The sequence below is a fragment of the Vibrio sp. 1180_3 genome, from assembly GCF_029478545.1.
GTDB classification, from domain to species: domain Bacteria; phylum Pseudomonadota; class Gammaproteobacteria; order Enterobacterales; family Vibrionaceae; genus Vibrio; species Vibrio aestuarianus.
On sequence record NZ_SJFM01000007.1, the window covers coordinates 1 to 24290 of the forward strand.

A 24290-nucleotide genomic window follows, 5' to 3' on the forward strand; every position below is an offset into this window, starting at 1 on the left:
AGAATTTGCTTGGCGACCATAGCGTTGCGGACCCACCTGATTCCATGCCGAACTCAGAAGTGAAACGCAATAGCGCCAATGGTAGTGTGGGGCTTCCCCATGTGAGAGTAGGACATCGCCAGGCTTTGAATATTGTCTAACCAGACACGCAGCGGAGCGGTAGTTCAGTTGGTTAGAATACCGGCCTGTCACGCCGGGGGTCGCGGGTTCGAGTCCCGTCCGCTCCGCCACTTTATTAGAAACCTCAGCAGCAATGCTGGGGTTTTTTGCGTTTAGGGCATTAAGCTATACTCGTCACTTATTTTCCTTCCACCAGCCTCTCTTTTCTTCCCATGTATTATTGCTATCGTTGCAGATACCGTCTCTCAGAAGTGACCACAAAATTAATTTAAGGTTAACTCAGACTTAGTAAACAATTGGTCATCCTAGCTTGTTAAAATACTCGATACCGACATTAGAATTGTTAATTGTAGAGTAACTACTTATCGAAAAATTCCGCCTTGCCATTAAGCATTTTTCCTACGCTATTTCTGATTACTTACTTACTTACTTACTTACTTACTTACTTACTTACTTACTGTGATTAGTGCGATTTTAGCTTCACCTATCTGCACGTTAATATTGAGTGTATGTAGCCTTATTTCTTATATAGTTGCCGAATGATTGACTTTATGGTGGTATACGGTTTTAAAAAGCAAGTTGATACAGGTTGATATGACATCATCGAAAAGTGGGTTGAAAGTTGTCGCGACATTAGAGGCTTTCAAGGGGCTATGTTCTCTTTTGGTGGCTTTTGGTCTTCATACGCTGGCTGGCCGCAACTTACAACAAGTTGCTGAGTCCATTGTTAGTCATGCACATTTAAATCCTGCAAGTCATTTGCCTAGTGTTTTTATTCATGCGGCGAGTACATTCTCAGATAGTAGTGTGGGCTTAGCTGCGATAGGAGCTTTTGCTTACTCATTGATCCGCTTCGTTGAGGCGTATGGTTTGTGGAAAGGATTGGTTTGGGTTGAATGGTTTGCGTTGGTTAGCGGAGCAATCTATATACCGTTTGAAATATATGAAATAATTATCCATACCAGTATGTTAGGTATCAGTATTTTTATCTTAAATATCATTGTTGTTTGGTATATGGCGGGAATCCTTCTGAGTAAGCGCAAGGAGTTTACTTATTTAAACTAGTTAAACCAAACTTGGCTTATATCCATCTTCACAAAAGCTAAAAGAGTCAAACACAGCTAACCACATTTGACTCTTTGTTTTGCATACTAGTTGTCAGTTAACTAACGGCGGAATTGGCGTCCACGAGAAGAACGCTCTTTATGAGCCGATGCCGCTTTGGCTTGCGACTTCAAAATTGAATCAACAGTGAGTTCCATTGGCTCTTTTGGCTTAAGCCCATGTGCAAAGGTGCGAGCTCGAGGTGGTAAATCATACTCTTCGCTAGATGCACGAGGCATACGCTTAAAACGGTATAGGTAAAAATTCTCTAATTTTTCTCTTGCCCAATCTGTTTTATTTAAATACTTAACACTGCTCGCAACCGATGGGTTAGTGTGAAAACAGTTAAAACGCATCGCGGTATCTAGAATATCCCAACCGTAAAAATCGACTAGCTCTTGTATTAACGTTTCTAACTTAAGACCGTGTAATGGGTTGTTCTTTTGTAATTCAATTCTTTCTTCATCAGTCATCATAACGAGTTCCTAAGTATCTAACTAAGCAAAGCTGGCTGGATTTGCGTACAAATCTTCAATTACACCTTGATACGTTTATTAAGCCGTTGTATCAAGGTTTGAGGGCGGGCAATTCTAACAGAGTTAGCTTAGCATCCCTATTATTATCGTTATGAATAACTGCTTGCTTGAGACAACCTCGCCCACCATCTATCTTCCTGCTATGATAGTTTCACTTAACGATAAGGGAAACTCACTATGCCGCATTTTAGATTTCGAGCTGTTGAACCTCAAACTGTCCAAGCTTTATCAAAGCCCTTAATTGATGAGTTGGAGTCAGTGATGGGATCACCACGTGAAGATTTTACGTTTGAATATATTTACACCACGTTTTTTCATGAAGGTGAAGTGAGTCCAGCTTATCCTTTTGTTGAGGTATTTTGGTTTGAACGTGGCCAAGAGGTTAGAGATACGGTTGCTCAAGTGGTCACGAAACAAGTAAAAGAAATTGTTGGTGAAGACAATAATGTAGCGGTTATTTTTACGGCTTTGGAGCCGAGCGCTTACTACGACAATGCGAAACACTATTGAGAGGGAAATCTGAATGAATTCTGTTGTTGAAACTATTCTTTCTCATCGTTCTATTCGCTCATTTACCGAACAGCCGATTTCTCAAGAACAAATGGATGCGATTATTTCATCTGGCATTGCCGCGTCTTCATCGAGCTTGTTGCAAGTGAATTCTGTTATTCGAGTGACGGATAAGTCGAAGCGTGAGCAATTAGCTAAGCTGGCTGGTAATCAAGCCTATGTGGCTACCGCAGCAGAATTTTTAGTTTTTTGTATTGATTATCAACGTCACTATGCAATGAATCCGGAAGTTAAACCTGAGTTTATGGAGTTGACACTTATCGGAGCTGTTGATGCAGGGATCATGGCGCAAAATTGTTTACTCGCCGCAGAATCGATGGGGTTGGGTGGTGTTTATATTGGTGGATTAAGAAACTCACCTAAAGAAGTTGATGAGTTGTTAGAACTTCCTAAGTATTGTGCCGTTCTGTTTGGTATGTGCTTAGGTCATCCAGCTCAAGATCCTCAGCTAAAACCTCGCTTAAGTCCTACTGTGATTGTCCACCAAGATGGTTACCAAAAACTCGATCAGAATGCGATTAAACAATACGATCAAACCATGCTTGAGTATTATCAATCACGTGTAACCAATGCTAAGCAAGAAATGTGGTCACAACAAATCACGGCTAAATTATCTCAAGAGTCTCGCCCTTTTATGTTGGATTATTTAAAAAGCAAAGGACTGGCTAGTAAATAAAAAAAGCCCAATCGTTCGATTGGGCTTTTTTATCAGGCTAAACCTTGAATGATGACAAACTTTTCGAGTAGTTCACTCTCAGTTTCGATGTGCTTAGGATCGGTGATGATGCAGTTAGTGATAGGACATACAGATTGACAAGTTGGTTTGTCGTAATGTCCCTTACATTCTGTGCATAAATTTGGATCAATTTCGTAGATACTGCTACCCATTGAGATGGCACCATTCGGGCACTCAGGATCACACATATCACAATTAATGCATTTCTTTGTGATCAGTAATGCCATGTTACTTACCTACAGGGTTACGGGTATCCTGACCAGCATTTAAGTTACGCATTAACAAGCCAAAGTTTAAATCCAATTCTTCAGGAACAGGAATATAAACAAAGTGCCCATTTCCTTTTGCATCGTCTACGGTTTCACCTTTACGATTTTCCATTGCTTCTAACGTGAACACCACGTTACCTTTTGGTGTCATCAGCTCTAAACTATCGCCTAAGATAAACTTGTTCTTTACTTCAACTTCAGCCATTTCACCGCGGCGTTTGCCTGTAAATTCACCGACAAATTGCTGTGAATCAGATACGGAATAACCGTAATCGTAGTTTTGGTAAGTATCATGAGTATGACGACGTAGGAAGCCTTCGGTGTAACCACGGTGAGCTAGGCTTTCTAAAGTACCCATTAAATTTTCATCAAACGGCTTACCTGCAACCGCATCGTCAATGGCTTTGCGGTAAACTTGAGCAGTACGAGCACAGTAATAGAAAGACTTGGTACGACCTTCGATTTTGAGAGAGTGGACACCCATTTGAGTGAGGCGCTCTACGTGTTGTACCGCACGCAAATCTTTTGAGTTCATGATGTAAGTACCATGCTCATCTTCGAACGCAGCCATTTTTTCTTCTGGACGATGGCTTTCTGACAGCAATACCACATCATCAATCGGTTTACCTAAGCCAAGCGTATTATCAGGGCGCTCTTCTTGTACTTCGATTGTTTGAATCGCTGCTGGATCAAATTTTTCAACAATTTGGCCAGATTCATCTTCTTTAGCTGTCTCGACTTTATATTCCCAACGGCAAGCATTAGTGCAAGTGCCTTGGTTTGGATCGCGCTTATTGATATAACCAGACAATAGACAACGGCCTGAATACGCCATGCAAAGCGCGCCATGCACGAAAATCTCTAGCTCAGTATCAGGGCATTGTTGGCGAATTTCTTCAATTTCTTCTAGCGAAAGCTCACGGGAAAGAATGACACGTTCCACCCCTTGAGATGCCCAAAACTTAACGGTTGCCCAGTTAACAGCATTAGCCTGTACTGAAAGGTGAATCGGCATTTCTGGAAATGCTTCACGAACCATCATGATAAGACCAGGGTCTGACATGATCAGTGCATCTGGACCCATATCAACAACCGGTTTTAGATCGCGAATGAACGTTTTTAGTTTCGAGTTATGAGGTTGGATATTACAAACCACATACAGTTTCTTGCCTAAAGCGTGTGCTTCATCGATACCAATTTGCAGATTTTCATGATTGAATTCGTTGTTACGTACACGAAGACTGTAGCGCGGCTGTCCAGCGTAAACCGCATCAGCACCATAGGCGAATGCATAACGCATATTTTTTAAACTGCCTGCTGGTGATAGTAGTTCAGGTACGAAAGGTTTATTTGTGCTCATTGCTATTCTCTAATTCTGATCTCAAGTCAGGCCAATACCACCTAATGGTATTGGAGGGGCGCAAATTTTACGCCAAAAAAAGAGATGTGCCTAGGGCGATAGTTAGGGATAGGAAAAAAAGCCTGATTTACTGTATGGATATCAGGCTTTAACTCTTTGATTCTTGCAAATGGATGAGGAAACTATGCCTCTGGGTGAGGTAAACCACCCAGAGCTTCAAACAGGTTAGGTAAGAAGGCTGATATTTCGCCACACATCAGAGAAAAGTCTGCATCAAAGCGTGCAGTAGGATCTTCGCGTGGAATGTCATCATTCTGATCTTTAAGATCATCACTAAATGCTAAACGTTTTATGCTGCAATCTTCAGCCAAAATGAAGCTGATGCGATCTTGCCAATTTAAAGAGAGTTTTGTGACGACTTTATTGGCTTCGATATGACTTAAAATCTCATCACTGGTCAATTCTTGCTTCTTACAACGAATAACAGCACCGTCTTCTAATAGCGATTTGAGTTCTGCTTCTTCAAGTAAAGTAAAGCCTTGAGGTAAATCACCACTTTTCACCCATGCCGTCAACGTGGTTTCAACCGCTTGTTCTGGAATCGCTGGTACAACGGGTAAGCTGCCCATGGTTTTACGCAGAAGTGCTAATACGTCTTCTGCTTTTTTATAGCTTGCTGCATCAACAAGAATAAGCCCTTGCTTTGGTAGGATCAGAACGAAAGTGAGATTACTACGGCTGAAAGCTCGTGGTAGAAGATCAATCACAATGTCTTCTTTCAGGTTGTCTTTTTCTTTCTTTTTGAGAGGACGACCTTCTTCAGCTTCTATCGCTTCTACTTTGGCATTTAAAGATTCTTTAATAACCGATGCAGGAAGCATTTTTTCTTCTTTTTTCGCGCAGATCAGAATACGGTCTTCAGAGACATGAGTCATCATGTCACCGTGTCTTCCCATCGCATGAACCCAGCCAAATTTCTGCTTATCTTGACTCCCGCATGGCGTAAAACGAAATTCAGCCAGTTGTTCTTCAAGTTTGTCAGCATTAAATTCAACATCGCGATTAACACGATAAACCATACAGTTTTTAAACCACATATTCTTTCTCTTACCTTATTAGAAGACGCAACATGATAGGGGATTTAAGTGTTAAAGTCTTAAACCAATTTCAAAATATAAACATGAACTTGATAAGAAAGTTATATGAAAAATTGTTTTCAAAGGTCACAAAAGTGTCATAATTGTTTCTCATAATGCATAGCGTTGATTACATAGAAAGGTTGTTCAATTATGTCTAGAAGGATTCTGGTTGTTGAAGACGAAGCCCCAATTCGTGAAATGCTATGCTTCGTACTTGAGCAAAAAGGTTACCAAGCGGTAGAGGCCGAAGACTACGATACTGCGGTAAACAAACTCGCTGAACCCTTCCCTGATCTCGTGTTATTAGATTGGATGTTACCTGGTGGCAGTGGTATTAACTTTATCAAACACATGAAACGTGAAGAACTGACCCGCAATATTCCAGTGGTAATGCTCACTGCTCGTGGTGAAGAAGAAGATAAGGTACGTGGCCTCGAAGTTGGGGCTGATGACTATATAACAAAGCCTTTTTCTCCCAAAGAGCTGGTGGCTCGCCTTAAAGCCGTTATTCGTCGCGTTACTCCTACCGCTCTTGAAGATGTGATTGATGTACAAGGTCTAAAGTTAGACCCAGTCTCTCACCGCGTTACCGCCAACGAGCAGCCATTAGATATGGGGCCGACTGAATTCAAAATGCTCCACTTCTTCATGACGCACCAAGAGCGAGTATATAGCCGCGAACAGCTGCTCAATAATGTATGGGGCACTAATGTTTATGTAGAAGATCGTACGGTTGATGTTCATATTCGTCGCTTAAGAAAAGCTTTAGAGGAAGCGGGGCATGACAAGCTGATTCAAACCGTACGTGGTGCCGGTTATCGCTTCTCGATCAAAGCTTAAAGACGGAATTGAGGAACTGAATGGTTGAACGACTTACGTGGAAAAGGCTAGCTTGGGAGCTGGCTTTTTTTTACTCCCCTTGGATCGTGATCGGGTGGATCTTCGGCTACATGCCCTGGCTGCTGCTTGCGGCAACAGTGTTGCAATTGGTGTGGCATTTGCACAACCAAATGCGCCTTTCTGCCTGGTTGTGGGATGAAAAACGTTTAACACCGCCTTCTGGTTCTGGCAACTGGGAATCCTTGTTTAATGGGATTTATCGTCTTCAACAGCGGCAGCGAAAAAAGCGCAAAGAGCTGACCAATTTAATCCGCCGTTTTCGTAATGGTGCAGAATCACTTCCTGATGCGGTGGTGGTATTTCGCGACGAAGGCAACATTGTTTGGTGTAACCGTCTTGCGCAGCATTTACTCGGTTTTCGCTGGCCAGATGACGCAGGACAACCTATCTCGAATTTGTTACGCGCTCCAGATTTTATCAAATATCTGCAAAAAAATGATTTCAGCGAGCCACTTGAAATGCGCTCACCGCTCAATGTAGAACGTATGCTTGAACTGCGTATTGTGCCGTATACAGACGGTGAGCATTTGATGGTAGTGCGTGATGTGACTCAGTTAAAACAGCTTGAAGGTATGCGCCGTAACTTTTTTGCTAACGTCTCTCATGAGCTTCGAACACCAATGACTGTACTACAAGGTTATCTTGAGATGACCGAAGATCCTGACATGCTTGTGGGGCCGATGTGGCCAAAAGCGCATGGAGTCATGACAGAGCAGCTGAACCGAATGAACAGTTTAGTTAATCAGCTCTTAACGCTCTCCAAAATTGAAGCAGCGCCAATGCATGAATTGGAAGATGTAGTTAATGTACCAGCCATGCTCGAAATTCTTGAAAAAGAAGCACTGAGTCTGAGTGGAGATCATCATCACAAACTGTATTTTAGTGTCGATAAGCAGTTAAAGGTGCTAGCGGATGAAGATCAACTACGTAGTGCGATTTCAAATCTTGTCTATAACGCGGTGAAATATACCCCGCCCGGTGCGGAAATTAATGTGCGTTGGTATCAAAATACGCAAGGTGCTTGTCTTGAGGTTACTGATAAGGGCGATGGTATTGAACCGCAACATTTACATCGTTTAACCGAACGTTTTTACCGGGTGGATAAAGCACGCTCTCGTGATACAGGCGGCAGTGGTTTAGGTTTAGCGATTGTAAAACATGCACTTTCTCACCACGATTCACATTTAGAGATACGCAGTGAAGTTGGCGTCGGTAGTCAGTTTTCATTTGTACTGCCAAAGCGTTTGGTTGTGAGATCATGATGAAAAAGGTATTGAAACCATTCGTGATATTTTCTTGCTTGATGTTTTCGCATCTTGTTACTGCGTCTCTACCTGATTATAAAAAAACGTCGGGTGTGGCGGGGAGTTTGTTGTCGGTTGGTTCAGATACGCTCGCGGGGATGACTACCTTGTGGGTGGAAGAGTTTAAAAACGTTTATCCGAATATTGATGCGCAAGTCCAAGCTTCTGGTTCATCAACCGCGCCACCGGCATTAACGGAGGGAACGGCACAATTTGGACCGATGAGCCGCCCGATGCGTAGCCGAGAAATTGAAGCTTTTGAGCGGATGCATGGCTATAAGCCTACAGCTCTGCGAGTGGCGATTGACGCTATTGGTATTTTTGTTCACAAAGATAACCCTGTTCAAGGGTTGAACTTTGTGCAGCTCGACAGCGTTTTCTCATCCACATTGCGTTGTGGGGCTAATCAGCCGATCAATACTTGGTCTGAGCTAGGTGTGGATTACGCTTGGGCCAAACGGGGTATTCAGCTGTTTGGTCGTAATTCTGTATCAGGAACTTATGGTTACTTTAAATTGAATGCGCTGTGTGGTGGTGATTTCAAAAAAAACGTCAATGAGCAGCCAGGTTCAGCTTCGGTAGTGCAGTCGGTTGCTTCATCAATCAATACCATTGGTTATTCCGGTGTTGGCTATCAAGTTTCCGGTGTTAAGTTAATTCCAATAGCTAAGCAAGGCCGTGAGTATGTTGAAGCTAGTCAAGAGAACATTTTGTCGGGGAAATATCCGTTATCTCGTTATCTTTACGTCTATGTGAATAAACACCCAACACGAGACTTTTCACCTATTCAGCGCGAGTTTATCCGCTTTATTTTTTCTCGTCAGGGACAAGCGTTAGTTGAAAAGGACGGGTATGTTCCCATTAGTGCTGAATTTGCAAAACAAGAGCTCGCTAAGGTCGGTATTGAATAGCGAACATTAATACTCGCTTTGTTTAATACCGACTGATCTATCTTGGGAGTGATTCTATTGAACTCATAGGTACAATTTAGAACTCTACTACTTGAATTCAACCAATTATCTGTTTTTTCTTTGATGTGGCATCTTTGTTTCAAGGGAGCAAGCCTAATATAGTTGTTTTCTTTTCAGTTATTTATTGCGAGCTGTAATATAATTGTCATGCAAATTACATATTGTATGCTCAGAAAAGTATAGGTAGAGACAGCGATGGCACCAGCCGAATTTTCATTGAAGGAACGAGACCAAAAACGACTGATTAAAGATCGTTTGTTTCGACTTGCAGTGAACATCGGCGGCATTAGTGTATTAGGCGCGCTAGTGCTGATTTTTGTCTATCTGGCTATGGTAGTTTTCCCGTTGTTTGGTAGCCCCAAAATTGAGAGTAATGTTGCACAATCTGCTGTGACGGCTGTTGATCCTCAGTTATTGTCGATTGATGAGTATGGTGAAAATGCCTTTATTTTTGACCATGATGGGCGAATGACGTTTTGGTCTCTCGATTCGAGTGATAACCGCGCTAAGTGGTCGCAGAGATTAGCGATTAAACCCGCTCTATTTTCTTCATCAACGGTCAATGATGGTTGGTTTGCAGTCGCTGATGCTAGCAATCGGGTTGTGGTAGCCCGTCCTCAATTTAACTCCCTACCAAGTAAGCAAGGCCGGCAGTTGACTCCTGATGTGGAATACTTGCCTTTGCCTGCCGAGCTGCTTCTCGCGAGTGACGATCAAGTCCTTGAGCGGTTTACGTTTGCCGTCGGAAGTGATGATGTATTTTTTGCTGCGTATACTGATACTGGACAAGTCACCATTCAATGGGGGGCAAGGCATTCAGCTCAGCTTTGGCAGCGTTTTACGTTCCCGGCTCAGTTTTCTAAGGTTGATCAGATGCTCTTTACGCCGGATGGAAAAACGCTTTATCTGCGTATGGGGTCAGACCTAGTAGTGGTGACTCAGTCCGAGGGGAGTTATTTCGTACGAGAGATTGTCGATTTAAGTCAAGGCAATGAACAACATCAGGTTGTTCAACTAAACTTACTCTCAGGAGCCTATTCTCTTTTGGCTACTCACCATGATGGCCGAGTATCACAGTGGTTTGATGTGTTACAAAATGGCGAGCGTAAGTTAACCCATATTAGGGAGTTTAAACTGGCTCCTCAGGTGCAATTTTTATTACCAGATAGTTATCGTAAAGGTTTTTATAGTTTTTACCCCAATGGCACCGTACAAAGCCACTATACGACGAGCGAAAAATTGGTGCTATTTGAGCGAGTGTATAACAAAGCGCCCCAATTAGCGGCGATGTCGAATAACGAGCTGTATTTGGTTACATTGAATGACCAACAGCTAAATGTGGCAAAAATTGACAACGATTATCCAGAAATATCGTTTTCTTCGTTATGGCAAAAAGTCTGGTACGAGGGTTACCCACAACCTGAATACGTATGGCAATCGACATCAGCAAATGATGAGTTTGAGGCCAAGTTTAGCCTAGTGCCGATTGCTTTTGGCACACTTAAAGCCGCAGCTTATGCGATGTTGTTTGCCGTTCCTATCGCGGTACTGGGCGCGATCTATACTGCCTATTTTATGGCACCAAAAATGCGCCGCGTCGTTAAACCATCAATTGAATTGATGGAAGCGTTGCCAACGGTGATTATTGGCTTTTTAGCGGGTCTTTGGTTTGCACCGCTTGTTGAGAGCCATTTAGCTGCGGTAGGGGCGTTAATGTTGGGTTTACCAATAGTTATGTTGCTCGTTGGTATCATCTGGTACTTGTTACCCAAAAGGTGGATTCGTCATTTCGCCAATGGTTGGCATGCGCTGATTTTAATTCCGGTGCTGGTGCTCAGTGCTGCACTTATTTTTTCTCACAGTAGTCAAATAGAAATGTGGTTGTTCGATGGCGACATTCGAATTTACTTAGCGCAACATGGAATAGACTTTGATCAACGTAATGCTTTGGTTGTCGGATTCGCTATGGGCTTTGCGGTTATTCCTACGATTTTCACCATTGCAGAAGACGCTATTTTTTCTGTTCCCAAACATCTTTCTGATGGTTCATTGGCGTTAGGGGCGACCTCTTGGCAGACTTTAATCCATGTGGTGTTGCTAACGGCCAGCCCTGGCATTTTTTCTGCGATTATGATGGGACTAGGGCGTGCCGTGGGTGAAACAATGATTGTCTTAATGGCAACAGGAAATACACCTATTTTAGATTGGAATATCTTGGAAGGAATGAGAACACTTTCAGCAACGATAGCGGTTGAATTGCCAGAATCTGAAGTGGGTAATAGCCACTATCGCTTACTATTTTTGGCGGCCTTATTATTATTTATCTTCACCTTTTTTGTGAATTCAGTAGCTGAATGGGTTAGACAGCGGTTGCGAGAAAAATATCGTGCCTTGTAATCAATTAGGAATAACAATCCCGAATGTTTAAGTGGATTAAATCAGGAGCACCTTGGATATGGTTAACGGGCGGAGCTGTCAGTCTCAGCCTGATTTCTGTTTTAGGGTTACTACTATTGATTGGTTGGAAAGGGTTGACCTATTTCTGGCCTACACCACTTTATCAGTGGCAAACCAGTGACGGCAAGAAACTTGTTGGGCAACTCTATTCTCAAGAACAGGTGCCGTTGACTCACCTGCGAGAGGTTAACATTGATTGGCCGCCAGAGGCATTAGTGTCTGGTGAGGTTAATCGTCTTAGTATTAAAGTGGCAAACCGAGAGTTAACTCATGCTGATTTTGTCTCTATTTTGGATGTCAAATTATCGGATAAGCAAAAGCCTAGCGGCTGGGCTGTGATCGAGCGTGTGCGTGATGGCCAGTTTTACGGCAAACCGATCGCCTATTTGCAAGCGAATGGCCAAGAAAGTTTAGATGCTCAAGCGCAGCTCGAGCAAGGAATGCGTGATGCGTCTTTGTTGCGAGAAAAAATCGATAATGTGATTACCGAGGAAATCCGTGTCATTGGTAATGCTGCTGAAAAATTGCGTTTAGAGAAGCGTCGTAAAGAGTTGAATGGGCAGTTAGATGAAACTTATCTTGCGCAATATAGGCAAAGAAAAGAGGATTTAGATAGCCAGTTGGTGCTCTCTGAGCAAAAGCTTGATGCATTGCGTGCTCAATTAAATCAACAATCATTGATTGTCGAAGATATGACCGGTAGCCGAGTCTATATTCCGTTGAGTCAGATCCTCGATATTTGGTATCCCAACGACATGAACTTGGGGCAAAAAGTCACTCAATGGGGAAAACAAGTTTGGGTGTTTTTATCGCAAAGTCCGCGTGAATCTAACTCGGAAGGTGGTGTATTTCCTGCCATATTTGGTACGGTGTTTTTAGTGTTGATTATGTCAATCATTGTGATGCCACTCGGAGTAGTAGCTGCCATTTATCTGCATGAATACGCCAAAGATAATGCGTTCACTCGAGTTATTCGAGTAGCTGTCATAAACTTGGCTGGGGTTCCGTCCATTGTGTATGGGGTGTTTGGTCTTGGTTTTTTTGTCTACACGATAGGTTCATCGATTGATGCACTGTTTTATGCCGAGCGTCTGCCCGCCCCAACTTTTGGCACGCCGGGTTTATTGTGGTCGGCGTTAACCTTAGCCGTACTGACTTTACCGGTCGTGATAGTGACCACTGAAGAAGGTTTAACAAGAATTCCAAGCTCTGTAAGACATGGTTCCTTAGCTTTGGGCGCAACACAATTTGAAACCATTTGGCGGATTGTTTTACCGATGGCAAGTCCAGCCATCATTACCGGCTTGATCCTTGCTATTGCAAGGGCTGCGGGTGAAGTGGCTCCATTGATGTTGGTTGGTGTGGTTAAATTGGCTTCTAGCTTACCCGTTGATGGCGAATTTCCATTTGTTCATCTAGAACGCAAGTTCATGCATTTAGGCTTTCATATTTATGATGTCGGTTTTCAAACTACCAATATTGAGACTGCGCGGCCATTGGTTTACGCGACCTCCTTTTTACTCGTCACTGTTATTGTCGCGTTGAATTTAACTGCCATTAGTATTCGCAATAATTTGCGTGAGAAATACCGAACGTTGGGGCAAGATTAAGCATGTTTTCCATCAATCAAACTTTGGGTTATCACCCCCCGTTAGATGTAAACAATTTGAGCGATAAGCAAACCGCGATAGCGATAGAAGGGCTCAACCTGTTTTACAAACAAACTCAAGCGTTGAGCAATATTTCAATGCGAATTCCTAAGGGGCAGGTGACTGCTTTCATTGGACCTTCTGGCTGTGGAAAGTCGACACTATTGCGTTGCATTAATCGTATGAACGATTTAGTCGAAGGGTGCCGAGTGGAAGGGCAAGTCAAGCTGCATGGTAAAAATGTGTATCATCCAGAAGTGGATGTGGCAACTTTACGTCGTCGTGTTGGGATGGTGTTCCAAAGACCTAACCCATTTCCTAAGTCGATTTATGAAAATGTGGTTTATGGGTTGCGCCTGCAAGGGGTTAAAAATAGCCGCACCTTAGACGACGCGGTTGAACGAGCCTTACGTTCAGCTGCGTTATGGGATGAAGTAAAACATCGATTGCATGAAAATGCCTTTGGGTTATCGGGTGGACAGCAGCAGCGTTTGGTCATTGCACGAGCGATAGCTATTGAACCAGAAGTGCTATTATTAGATGAACCAACATCGGCACTTGATCCTATCTCAACCTTGACTATCGAAGAGCTGATTAACGATCTGAAAACCAAATACACGGTCGTCATTGTTACCCACAACATGCAACAAGCGGCAAGGGTGAGCGATCATACGGCTTTTATCCATATGGGAAAATTGATTGAGTATGCGGATACGGACTCGATTTTTACATCACCATTGAAAAAACAGACCGAAGACTATATTACTGGTAGGTATGGTTAATATTTTAATCAATAACGTATTTTAAAAGGAAGCATAATGCAGCTAGGTCGCCACATTTCAGGAAAATTTAATGTTGAACTTGAGTCAATCCGTACTCATGTTTTAACCATGGGCGGGCTGGTGGAGCAACAACTTTCTTTTGCGATGCAGGCATTACATAAAGATGATGCTGACCTAGCTCGCAAGGTGGTTCGGGATGATCATAAAGTCAATGCATTAGAAGTTTCTATCGATGAAGCCTGCACGCGGATTATAGCTAAACGTCAACCGACAGCGAAAGATTTACGTTTAATTATGGCGATCATCAAAACCATTACTGATCTTGAGCGAATTGGTGATGTTGCGACTAAAATCGCCTACGTTGCGATTGAAAGCCCTTCAGTAAAAGAGAGCAAATTTCACGTTTCCCTGGAACCTTTATGTCGTCAAGCTATTGCGATGTTACATCAAGTGTTAGATGCATTTGCTCGAATGGATATTGAGTCAGCGGCAGAAGTGTACAAACTGGATGATAAATTAGACGCTGAATATGAAGCGGTCATTCGACAATTGATGACCTACATGATGGAAGACCCGAAAAATATCCCACATATTTTGCAAGTGATGTGGTCGGCTCGCGCTATTGAGCGGGTTGGAGACCGTTGTCAAAATATCTGCGAATACATTATTTACTTTGTGAAAGGTAAAGATGTGCGGCATTTAGACAAGCAATCTATTGATGACTTACTTAAACCTTAAAAGGTGAAGACTTTTCCTTCACCTTTTATGTAAGACTTTACTCTGTTGCTAGTTGCTAGTTGCTAGTTGCTAACTGAGCTGACGTACGACTTCTTGGAGTAACTCTACATCGGTGACTGGAATCAAGGTCTCATCGATAGAATCGTGTCCCATTTTTATCGCATTGGCGATCATGTCCATTTTACTGGCTCGGGTTGATTTACTCGATAGGTGAATTTCAGTAATGCCTGTTTCTTTGATCACCTCGCCAATATTACTCGCATTTAGCCCTGCGCCCGCCATGATAGAAAAGCGATCACCTGCAAGCTTCACCATTTCTGCAATTACAGATCTTCCACTATAAGCATTGGGTGCTAAACCTGAAGTAAGTATTCGCTCACATCCGAGAGAAGCAACATCTTCAATTGCTTGTTTATAGCTATGGCATTGGTCAATAGCGCGGTGAAAAGTACTACCTAAACCTTGCGCTGCTTTCATCATTTGTTGGCTAGCGTCAATATTAATGGTTCGATTTGGGTTCAAAATTCCAAAGACAATACCATTCAGCCCTGCTTGTTTCGCCATTTCAATATCGATTAACATTGAGTCGATATCGTCTTGATCGTAAAGGAAATCACCTTGGCGTGGGCGGATCATCGCATAAACGGGAATAGTTGAAATCTCAGCGGCCTTTTTCATCAAACCAAAACTCGGTGTTAAGCCGCCTAAGGCCAGTGATGAACAGAGCTCAATACGGGTTGCACCACCTGCAATGGCATTGTGCAGTGATTCAATATTATCAATGCAGACTTCAATTTGAGTATTCATAGCAAAGCTCTATTTGTAAAATTTATCCAATATTAGCAAGTAATTATACTGGAGTCTGTGTGAAGCAAGTGGGAAATAGGGGTAAAGTTTGCCAAGTAAACATACCTCATTTCGTATAACAATTTCCGTGCAGCATTACTCTACACATGAAAAAAGCCCAAAGCAGTGCTTTGGGCTTGGATAAGGACTTTACTTCTTAACTGATTGGCGATGCGTTTTACGCTTTATTATATGTCCAACCATTGACCCGAGTTGAGCGCGGGCTAAGGAGTAATTATTTCTTGCCTAGGTCGTCTGAGTGCTCAGATAGGAATGCTGCAACACCTTTTGGAGATGCATCCATACCTGCTTTACCTTCTTCCCATTGTGCTGGGCACACTTCACCGTTCTTTTGGTGGAAGTTTAGCGCGTCAACCATACGTAGCATTTCGTCGATGTTACGGCCTAGTGGTAGGTCATTAACAACTTGGTGGCGTACTAGGCCATCTTCGTCGATTAGGAAAGAACCACGGAAAGCAACGCCTGCTTCTGGGTGCTCTACATCGTATGCTTTACAAACTTCATGCTTAACGTCAGCAACTAGAGGGTATTTAACTTGACCAATACCGCCGTTCTCAACAGCAGTGTTACGCCATGCGTTGTGAGAGAACTGAGAATCGATAGAAACGCCGATTACTTCAACGCCTTTAGCTTGGAAGTCTTCGAAACGCTTGTCAAAAGCGATTAGCTCTGATGGGCAAACGAAAGTGAAGTCTAGTGGGTAGAAGAAAACTACCGCTTTCTTACCTTTAGTAAATTCTGCGAAGTTGAAGCTATCAACGATTTCACCGTTACCAAGAACAGCTGCTGCAGTAAAATCAGGGGCTTTACGACCAACTAGTACCATTTTTTTGCTCCTAAGAATTATGTTTAGTTCCGAACCGATAAGTTTGTTTCGGTTCAGTCCGTGTTTGAACGAGACAAACTATAGTACAGATTGTAGTATTGAAAAAAGCGAAATAAATAGATTAAGTTAATCGAAAAAAGCGATAAGCCTAGAATCGTTATCTATTAGACAGTAATGATATAAGATACTAATACAATTATGAATAAATGGCCGAGTTTAAAGCAATTACATTATTTAGTGACACTTCATGAAACCCGACACTTTAGTGATGCGGCTGATAGATGCTTTGTTAGCCAATCGACCCTTAGTAAAGGTATTCAAAACTTAGAAGAGCTAATTGGTTGTCCTTTATATGAAAAGAAAGACAAAAAAAGCCCTTTAGTATTTACTCATGCGGGTGAATTGGTGGTGAGCCAAGGGCGTGAGTTATTGGCCAAAGGCCAGGACTTGGTTGAGCTTGGTAAACTATGCCAAGGTGATGATATGCAAGGACAGCTTAAGTTGGGGTGTATTCCGACGATTGCTCCTTTTCTATTGTGCGATTTAGTGCAAGAGATAAACACGCATTTTCCAAAACTCAACTTATTGTTGCGAGAAGATACCACGGCTAATTTATTAACCGCATTGCGCCATGGGGAATTGGATGTGTTGATTTTGGCGCTGCCGATTGAGATAGGCAACATGGCCAGTCGAGTCGTTGGAAAAGATCCATTTCGAATGGTTATCAGTCGTCATCAGGCTGACCGTATTCGGGTACCTATCAAATACGATGATCTACCTGATGAGTCAGTATTTTTACTTGAGAATGAACACTGTCTTACCGAGCATGCCGTTTCAGCTTGTAAGCTAACAGACAAAGAGAAAATTAACCCTTTTACCGCAACCAGCTTGCATACCTTGGTACAGATGGTCGCCAATGGCTTAGGCACTACCTTTATTCCGCAAATGGCCATCGACCATGGGTTGTTAGACAACCAAAACTTAGTGGTCGTTGATCCTCCTGGCCAGCAGGCATACCGTGAAATTGGCTTAGTATGGCGGCCAAGTTCATCTCGAACTACGACTTTTAATCAATTAGCGGATGTGGTTTCAGCTCTGCTCTAGCACTTAGTCTTAGCCCATGAAATGCGATAAATGACTTTAAGCTCACTGTTTTTAGTGGGCTTTTTAGTTTTTTATTCTGTTGGTGTTTTTTGACTTGTAAAATTTTACAAGTAATTCTTGTTGAAGATTTCATAAATTAAGAAAACTTCACAACCTCAATTTCACAGCTTTTGTCCGACGTGTTGTTTAAATAAACGTCGAGTTAGGTTCTCCACTATTAATTAACACAACTGCTTATCCGCTTATCATTAATTCGAACGCCTGTTTAAAACGAATTCCATTTAAAAATTATCTTGTAATTAAATAACGTAATTAATTACAAAAATGCAGCCAAAATCAATCAGTTGTTTCAAACGGAATAAAACTTCAAATTTAACCATTTGTTAACTTTTGATCTTTTACTCTAATTGCTGTTGGTGTAAGGTTTATTAAGGCTTTGTAAGACTTATGTCTAGTTTGGTTAGCCTTGAAATGTAACGTCATCTAAGACAAGGTATAAACAAAGAAAAGTTAAAGATGAACCCAAGAAAGCATTTGAATTTGTGGTTTTAAAGTTACAAATGTGGTCGACTAATTTTTAAGGAAGAAAGTTATGCTTGCACAGACCCCAGAGACAGATTTAGCACAGAATGAAGAACACAATAGCGAAGCCAAGATTGAGCTTCGTGGTTCAATTGACCCACAACATCAAGCCATTTTCCCTGTTGAAGCCCAAACCTTCTTATCGAGCTTGTGTGCTAAATTTGCTGGCCGAGTTGATGAACTGCTTGCCACTCGAGAAGAGCGACAGGCTCAGATCGATGCTGGTGTACTTCCTGACTTCCTAAAAGATACCCAAGATATTCGAGAGGGAAGCTGGAAAATTCTGGGGATCCCACAAGACTTACAAGATCGCCGTGTTGAAATCACCGGACCAACAGACCGCAAAATGGTGATTAACGCACTGAACGCTAATGTCAAAGTTTTCATGGCTGATTTTGAAGACTCAATGTCACCGGCATGGGGGAAAGTATTGGATGGGCAAGTTAACCTTCGCGATGCGGTGAACGGAACTATTAGTTATACCAACCCCGACAATGGCAAGTGTTATCAGTTAGCAGAAAATCCAGCGGTACTGATTTGTCGTGTTAGAGGTTTGCACCTCAAAGAAAAACATGTTCAGTTTGAGGGACAGAGTATCCCAGGTTCACTGCTTGATTTTGCTCTGTATTTTTACAATAACTACAAAACGTTATTGAAAAAAGGCAGTGGTCCATATTTTTATTTGCCTAAATTACAAGCGCATCAAGAAGCGAAGTGGTGGAGTGATGTTTTCCACTTTACGGAAGAGTATTTCGGTCTAGAAACGGGAACCATAAAAGCCACGGTATTGATTGAAACGCTACCTGCTGTATTTGAAATGGATGAAATATTGTTCTCTCTCAAAGAGCATATTGTTGGTTTGAACTGCGGACGTTGGGATTACATCTTTAGCTACATTAAAACATTGAAAAACCACCCTGACCGAGTGTTGCCTGATCGCCAAGTGGTGACAATGGAAAAACCATTCCTCAATGCCTATTCAAGATTGCTGGTTTACACCTGCCATAAACGTGGCGCGTTCGCGATGGGAGGTATGGCTGCCTTTATTCCGGCCAAAGATCCACAAGTGAATCAGCAAGTCCTAGATAAAATTCATCACGACAAATTACTAGAAGCAAACAATGGTCATGACGGCACATGGGTGGCTCATCCAGGGCTTGCGGATACGGCAAAAGCGGTTTTCGACCAAGTGCTTGGCGAACGCAGTAATCAACTTGATGTGACGCGACTTTCTGATTCGCCTATCCACGCTCATGATCTTCTCGAGCCTTGTGAAGGGGAGCGTACAGAGCAAGGTATGAGACACAATATTCGTGTTGCGCTGCAATATATTGAAGCTTGGATCTCCGGTAACGGCTGTGTGCCAATTTACGGATTGATGGAAGATGCCGCTACGGCAGAGATCTCGCGAGCATCTATATGGCAGTGGATTAAGCACGGCAAAACGCTAGATAACGGTCAAGTCGTCACTAAGGAGCTGTTTGAGCTGTATCTCGAACAAGAAATTGAGGTCGTTAAGTATGAGATTGGTGTTGAACGTTTTGCAGCGGGTCGATTTACCGAAGCCGCTCAACTCATGTCGCGTTTGACGACGAGTGATGAGCTAACCAACTTTCTCACCGTTCCAGGTTATGACTACTTGGATTGATTAGACTTAAAACAATAAAAGCCTAATACATTAATAAACAAAACAATACACCAATAACGTGAACAGTTTTCAAAAGCAGATCAGGATGTACTGCTGAGAAAAGGATGACAATGCGCTTGCGCATCAAATAAGAGGGATAGAACATGACATTAACTCGCCGCCAACAAATTGAAGCTCTTGAAAAAGATTGGGCAACCAATCCGCGCTGGAAAAATGTAAAGCGTACTTATACTGCTGCTGAAGTAGTCGACCTACGTGGGTCTATTACACCAGCTAACACTATTGCCCAGCGTGGTGCTGATAAATTGTGGTCATTGGTCAACGGTAGCGCTAAAAAAGGTTATGTTAACTGTTTAGGTGCACTAACGGGTGGTCAAGCTGTACAGCAAGCGAAAGCGGGTATCGAAGCCATTTATCTTTCAGGTTGGCAAGTTGCTGCGGATAATAATACCGCTTCAACCATGTACCCTGATCAATCACTTTACCCCGTTGACTCTGTGCCATCAGTGGTAAAACGCATCAATAATTCATTTCGTCGCGCAGACCAAATTCAATGGGCTGGTGGCAAATCACCTGAAGATGAAGGTGGTATCGATTACTTCCTACCGATTGTTGCCGATGCGGAAGCGGGTTTTGGCGGTGTATTGAATGCTTATGAATTGATGAAATCGATGATTGAAGCGGGCGCTGCGGGTGTCCATTTTGAAGACCAACTCGCCTCGGTTAAAAAATGTGGTCATATGGGCGGTAAAGTTCTAGTGCCGACCCAAGAAGCGGTGCAAAAACTGGTGGCAGCACGATTGGCCGCTGACGTGTCGGGTACTACAACGCTAGTGATTGCACGTACTGATGCAAACGCCGCTGATTTGCTGACTTCTGATTGTGACCCTTATGATCGTGATTTCATTCAAGGTGAGCGCACTCAAGAAGGTTTCTACCGAGTGAAAGCCGGGATCGACCAAGCAATCTCGCGCGGTTTGGCTTATGCGCCTTACGCTGATTTAGTTTGGTGTGAAACAGCAAAACCAGATTTGGAAGAAGCTCGTCAATTTGCAGAAGCAATTCTTGCTGAATACCCAGACCAATTGCTTGCGTATAACTGCTCGCCTTCGTTTAACTGGGAGAAAAATCTAGATGCCGAGACGATCGCTCGTTTCCAACAAGAACTGTCAGATATGGGTTACAAGTACCAATTCATCACTTTAGCGGGCATCCACAACATGTGGTACAACATGTTTGAGTTAGCACATGCTTACGCGCAAGGTGAAGGTATGCGTCACTATGTTGAAAAAGTTCAGCGTCCTGAATTTGAAGCAGCCTCTAAAGGTTACACTTTCGTTGCACACCAACAAGAAGTGGGTACAGGATACTTCGACCGCATGACAAACACCATTCAAGGTGGCAATTCTTCAGTGACCGCATTGACAGGTTCAACAGAAGAAGAGCAATTTTAAGTCAACCACTCCAAAGCCCAAGAATTGGAGTCTTTCCCTTATCGCCAGTCGGGGAAACCAGTAGAACAATAATCTGTGCAACACGTTTGAGCGGCGAAAGCCGCTCTTTTTTCTTTTTAGATCTTATTTTTTCGCGCTTACAAATCATTATCCACGTCTATCTCTTCGGGTTCACTTTCTTCTTGAAGCTCTAAGAGTGTTACTGCAACACCAATAAAATCTGTGTCGGTGATGATGCCGACCAACTGCCCTTTATCAACCACAGGTAGGCAACCGACTTTATGCTTTTGCATATAAATAGCGCTTTCCTTTAGCCCCGCTTGTGGGTCAACGGACATAATTTCAGTATTCATCACTTCATACAACGGAGTGTTGAACGTATAAGACTGATCGCTAGGTATTTTCTGTAGGCTAGATTCTTGGGCGGCAAGAATGTCACGGTGGGTGACAATCCCAAGTAGCTTTTTATGAGCATCTACAATAGGTACATGGCGAATGTCTAGCGCTTCCATTGTATGTTTAGCATCGGCGAGAGTGTGAGAGCGCAACAAGGTATGGGGGTTGCGAGTCATCATGTCTTCGATTTTGATCATAACCAACTCCTTCTTATTATTTGTCTCCTTCAACTATAGGTTTTTTTTGGCGGAATGTTTGAGAGTTGAATCTGTTTTTGCTTTGATGAGTGGTTAAAAGTAACCCACCATTTTCATTTTTAATTACATTAATTTCGTATCTTGGTCTGACGGTTGAACAACTTTCCGTATATACTAGCGCGCTTAAAAAAATTACGTTGTCCACCCAAAAGCGAACAAGACTAGAACTATGCAAGTTTCCGATTTTCACTTTGAACTCCCAGATGAGCTTATCGCTCGTTATCCAAAAGCGGAGCGTACAGCCAGCCGACTACTTCAATTAGACGGCAACAGTGGTGAGCTTATTGATGGCTCATTTAAAGATGTTGTTGACCGAGTTCAAGCTGGTGATCTGTTGGTGTTCAATAACACACGAGTAATTCCTGCTCGCATGTTTGGCCGTAAAGCGTCTGGCGGCAAATTAGAAGTGCTCGTTGAACGTATGTTAGATGAACATACCATTTTGGCGCATGTTCGCTCATCTAAACCGCCAAAGCCTGGCAGTGAGCTTTATTTGGGTGAGAATGATGAATACCACGCACAAATGGTCGCTCGTCATGATGCGTTATTTGAACTTCGTTTTACGGCACAAACGGCAGTACTCGACATTTTAAATCAAATTGGTCACATGCCGTTGCCACCGTATATTGACCGACCTGATGAAGATACCGATAAAGAACGCTATCAAACGGTGTATAACCAGAAACCTGGCGCTGTTGCAGCCCCGACCGCTGGCTTGCACTTTGATGAAGCGTTACTGGAACAAATTAAGGCTAAAGGTGTCGAATTTGCTTACGTCACCTTGCATGTCGGCGCTGGAACATTCCAACCAGTGCGAGTTGATAATATTAACGATCACCACATGCATGCTGAATACGTTGAAGTTCCTCAAGAGGTTGTTGATGCAATTGCAGCAACGAAAGCACGCGGTGGTCGCGTGATTGCGGTTGGTACGACATCAGTTCGCTCATTAGAAAGTGCCGCGCAAGATGCCTTGAAAAATGGCACCGAACTAGTGCCATTTTTTGGTGATACTGAAATATTCATCTTCCCAGGGTATAAATATCAGTTAGTTGATTGCTTAATTACTAACTTCCACTTGCCAGAATCGACACTGATCATGTTGGTGAGTGCCTTTGCAAGTTACGAATATACTATGGCGGCTTATTCGCATGCTGTGGAGAATAAATATCGCTTCTTTAGCTATGGTGATGCGATGTTTATTACCAAGAAAACCAATTAACGAGTGCTAGCAGTAGGCTAGGGAGGGAAGTATGACTTCATTCTTCGCAAGGAATTGGCGACCGCTCTCGTAGGGTGCTCGCACCCAGTAATGAAACGTCAGACTGTTTCTCTGACATTTGGAGGCTTCGTGAAATTAAAATACGAACTTAAAAAGAAAAATGGTAATGCCCGTCGTGGTCAATTAACGTTTGAACGCGGCACAGTACAAACACCAGCATTTATGCCTGTTGGTACATACGGCACCGTAAAAGGTATGACACCTGAAGAAGTCAAAGAGACTGGCGCAGAAATCTTGTTAGGCAACACTTTCCATCTGTGGTTACGTCCAGGTCAAGAAGTGATGAAAATGCACGGTGACTTGCATGATTTTATGAATTGGCAAGGTCCGATCTTAACTGATTCAGGCGGTTTCCAAGTATTCAGCCTAGGTGATATTCGTAAAATCACCGAAGAAGGTGTTCATTTCCGTAGCCCGGTAAATGGCGATAAAATTTTCATGGACGCAGAAAAGTCGATGGAAATTCAAAAAGATCTCGGTTCTGATATCGTGATGATCTTCGATGAGTGTACGCCATACCCGGCGACACATGACGAAGCGAAAAAATCGATGGAAATGTCACTGCGTTGGGCTCAACGTTCACGAGACCATTTCGACAAGTTAGAAAACACTAACTCTCTATTTGGTATTGTCCAAGGTGGTGTTTACGAAGACTTGCGCGATGTTTCTGTGAAGGGACTGACTGATATCGGTTTTGACGGTTACGCAGTAGGTGGCCTCGCGGTTGGTGAACCTAAAGAAGACATGCACCGTGTGCTAGAACATACTTGTCCACAGTTGCCAGAAGATAAGCCACGTTACCTAATGGGCGTTGGCAAACCTGAAGATTTAGTGGAAGGCGTACGTCGTGGTATTGATATGTTTGACTGCGTTATGCCTACGCGAAATGCACGTAATGGCCACCTATTTGTAACTGGCGGTGTGATCAAGATCCGTAATGCAGTACATAAAACCGATACAAGCGCTCTTGATCCGCATTGTGACTGTTACACTTGCAAAAATTATTCGAAATCATATTTGCACCATCTAGATCGTTGTAACGAAATTTTAGGTGCGCGCTTAAATACGATTCATAACTTACGTTATTACCAACGCTTAATGGCAAGTATCCGTTTAGCCATTGAAGAAGATCGTTTCGATGCGTTTGTGGAAGAGTTTTACGCTCGCCGCAATCGTGACGTTCCGCCTCTTGGTCAGTAATAGCTAAATCAACATTACCAGGCTGTATTATTTATGATT

General features: G+C 42.8%; 22 protein-coding genes, 1 tRNA gene and 1 rRNA gene. 17 read left to right on the top strand and 7 right to left on the bottom strand.

Annotated elements, in window-relative coordinates; genetic code table 11:
• The first annotated feature begins 8 nt into the window (after positions 1-8).
• The 3 genes from rrf to EYW48_RS05980 all read left to right on the top strand — a co-directional run bounded on the left by rrf (position 9) and on the right by EYW48_RS05980 (position 1185).
• Positions 9-124: ribosomal RNA gene (gene rrf, locus EYW48_RS05970) — 5S ribosomal RNA — on the top strand.
• A 29-nt stretch (positions 125-153) separates the two neighbouring features.
• Positions 154-230, top strand: a tRNA-Asp gene (locus EYW48_RS05975).
• A gap of 484 nt (positions 231-714) precedes the next feature.
• Positions 715-1185, top strand: a complete 471-nt coding sequence (locus EYW48_RS05980) for a DUF2127 domain-containing protein (RefSeq protein ID WP_053310435.1) — start codon at positions 715-717, stop codon at positions 1183-1185.
• A gap of 101 nt (positions 1186-1286) precedes the next feature.
• On the opposite strand, the gene EYW48_RS05985 is transcribed toward EYW48_RS05980, so the two are convergent.
• The gene (locus EYW48_RS05985) at positions 1287-1700 is read right to left on the bottom strand and encodes a VF530 family DNA-binding protein (RefSeq protein WP_053310434.1); all 414 of its coding nucleotides are present in this window, start codon (positions 1698-1700) and stop codon (positions 1287-1289) included.
• A gap of 237 nt (positions 1701-1937) precedes the next feature.
• Between EYW48_RS05985 and EYW48_RS05990 the strand changes: the two genes are divergently transcribed.
• Both EYW48_RS05990 and nfsA read left to right on the top strand, forming a co-directional pair.
• Positions 1938-2270, top strand: coding sequence for a DUF1904 domain-containing protein (locus EYW48_RS05990; RefSeq protein WP_053310433.1), 333 nt, complete (start codon positions 1938-1940; stop codon positions 2268-2270).
• 13 nt (positions 2271-2283) lie between these two features.
• The gene (gene nfsA, locus EYW48_RS05995; protein WP_171980378.1) at positions 2284-3006 is read left to right on the top strand and encodes an oxygen-insensitive NADPH nitroreductase; all 723 of its coding nucleotides are present in this window, start codon (positions 2284-2286) and stop codon (positions 3004-3006) included.
• Between the two features lie 32 nt (positions 3007-3038).
• Here the strand turns inward: nfsA and EYW48_RS06000 are convergent, their stop codons facing one another.
• The 3 genes from EYW48_RS06000 to rdgC all read right to left on the bottom strand — a co-directional run bounded on the left by EYW48_RS06000 (position 3039) and on the right by rdgC (position 5792).
• On the bottom strand, positions 3039-3293 hold the full coding sequence (locus EYW48_RS06000) for a YfhL family 4Fe-4S dicluster ferredoxin (RefSeq protein ID WP_171980377.1): 255 nt from the start codon (positions 3291-3293) through the stop codon (positions 3039-3041).
• Position 3294: 1 nt separating this feature from the next.
• Entirely contained in the window at positions 3295-4695 is a 1401-nt protein-coding gene (yegQ, locus tag EYW48_RS06005) for a tRNA 5-hydroxyuridine modification protein YegQ (protein WP_171980376.1), read from the bottom strand.
• Between the two features lie 182 nt (positions 4696-4877).
• Positions 4878-5792: a recombination-associated protein RdgC gene (gene rdgC / locus EYW48_RS06010; protein ID WP_171980375.1), complete on the bottom strand. Its 915-nt coding sequence runs from the start codon at positions 5790-5792 to the stop codon at positions 4878-4880.
• Positions 5793-5984: 192 nt separating this feature from the next.
• Here rdgC and phoB point away from each other — a divergent pair, with 192 nt between their 5' ends.
• From phoB to phoU, 7 genes are all read left to right on the top strand, one after another.
• Positions 5985-6674: a phosphate regulon transcriptional regulator PhoB gene (gene phoB, locus EYW48_RS06015; protein ID WP_053310428.1), complete on the top strand. Its 690-nt coding sequence runs from the start codon at positions 5985-5987 to the stop codon at positions 6672-6674.
• 20 nt (positions 6675-6694) lie between these two features.
• Positions 6695-7996 (top strand): phosphate regulon sensor histidine kinase PhoR, encoded by a 1302-nt coding sequence (gene phoR / locus EYW48_RS06020; RefSeq protein ID WP_053310427.1) that lies wholly within the window; start codon positions 6695-6697, stop codon positions 7994-7996.
• A gap of 41 nt (positions 7997-8037) precedes the next feature.
• A complete protein-coding gene (locus tag EYW48_RS06025; RefSeq protein WP_241772860.1) occupies positions 8038-8949 on the top strand; it encodes a phosphate ABC transporter substrate-binding protein in 912 nt (303 codons plus the stop codon).
• A gap of 255 nt (positions 8950-9204) precedes the next feature.
• On the top strand, positions 9205-11406 hold the full coding sequence (locus tag EYW48_RS06030; RefSeq protein WP_277432006.1) for an ABC transporter permease subunit: 2202 nt from the start codon (positions 9205-9207) through the stop codon (positions 11404-11406).
• A 23-nt stretch (positions 11407-11429) separates the two neighbouring features.
• A complete protein-coding gene (gene pstA, locus EYW48_RS06035) occupies positions 11430-13076 on the top strand; it encodes a phosphate ABC transporter permease PstA (protein WP_171980373.1) in 1647 nt (548 codons plus the stop codon).
• Between the two features lie 2 nt (positions 13077-13078).
• On the top strand, positions 13079-13897 hold the full coding sequence (pstB, locus tag EYW48_RS06040; RefSeq protein ID WP_277432007.1) for a phosphate ABC transporter ATP-binding protein PstB: 819 nt from the start codon (positions 13079-13081) through the stop codon (positions 13895-13897).
• Between the two features lie 36 nt (positions 13898-13933).
• A complete protein-coding gene (gene phoU, locus EYW48_RS06045) occupies positions 13934-14635 on the top strand; it encodes a phosphate signaling complex protein PhoU (RefSeq protein WP_168523110.1) in 702 nt (233 codons plus the stop codon).
• A gap of 69 nt (positions 14636-14704) precedes the next feature.
• Here the strand turns inward: phoU and EYW48_RS06050 are convergent, their stop codons facing one another.
• Both EYW48_RS06050 and EYW48_RS06055 read right to left on the bottom strand, forming a co-directional pair.
• On the bottom strand, positions 14705-15442 hold the full coding sequence (locus tag EYW48_RS06050; protein WP_053310421.1) for a copper homeostasis protein CutC: 738 nt from the start codon (positions 15440-15442) through the stop codon (positions 14705-14707).
• A 274-nt stretch (positions 15443-15716) separates the two neighbouring features.
• Positions 15717-16328, bottom strand: a complete 612-nt coding sequence (locus EYW48_RS06055; protein WP_053310420.1) for a peroxiredoxin C — start codon at positions 16326-16328, stop codon at positions 15717-15719.
• A 198-nt stretch (positions 16329-16526) separates the two neighbouring features.
• On the opposite strand from EYW48_RS06055, the gene EYW48_RS06060 reads away from it, so the two are divergent.
• The 3 genes from EYW48_RS06060 (at position 16527) to aceA (ending at position 21116) form a co-directional block, all read left to right on the top strand.
• Positions 16527-17432, top strand: coding sequence for a hydrogen peroxide-inducible genes activator (locus EYW48_RS06060; RefSeq protein ID WP_053310419.1), 906 nt, complete (start codon positions 16527-16529; stop codon positions 17430-17432).
• Positions 17433-18024: 592 nt separating this feature from the next.
• Positions 18025-19662, top strand: a complete 1638-nt coding sequence (gene aceB / locus EYW48_RS06065) for a malate synthase A (RefSeq protein WP_277432008.1) — start codon at positions 18025-18027, stop codon at positions 19660-19662.
• Positions 19663-19805: 143 nt separating this feature from the next.
• Positions 19806-21116 carry an isocitrate lyase gene (gene aceA, locus EYW48_RS06070; protein WP_053310417.1) on the top strand — a complete coding sequence of 437 codons (1311 nt, stop codon included), beginning with the start codon at positions 19806-19808 and terminating at the stop codon, positions 21114-21116.
• Between the two features lie 137 nt (positions 21117-21253).
• Here aceA and EYW48_RS06075 read toward each other — a convergent pair whose 3' ends face one another.
• The gene (locus tag EYW48_RS06075) at positions 21254-21709 is read right to left on the bottom strand and encodes a CBS domain-containing protein (protein ID WP_053310416.1); all 456 of its coding nucleotides are present in this window, start codon (positions 21707-21709) and stop codon (positions 21254-21256) included.
• 229 nt (positions 21710-21938) lie between these two features.
• Here EYW48_RS06075 and queA point away from each other — a divergent pair, with 229 nt between their 5' ends.
• Both queA and tgt read left to right on the top strand, forming a co-directional pair.
• Positions 21939-22991, top strand: a complete 1053-nt coding sequence (gene queA / locus EYW48_RS06080; protein WP_171980370.1) for a tRNA preQ1(34) S-adenosylmethionine ribosyltransferase-isomerase QueA — start codon at positions 21939-21941, stop codon at positions 22989-22991.
• Positions 22992-23120: 129 nt separating this feature from the next.
• Positions 23121-24251 carry a tRNA guanosine(34) transglycosylase Tgt gene (tgt, locus tag EYW48_RS06085; protein ID WP_053310414.1) on the top strand — a complete coding sequence of 377 codons (1131 nt, stop codon included), beginning with the start codon at positions 23121-23123 and terminating at the stop codon, positions 24249-24251.
• The last annotated feature ends 39 nt before the right edge of the window (positions 24252-24290 follow it).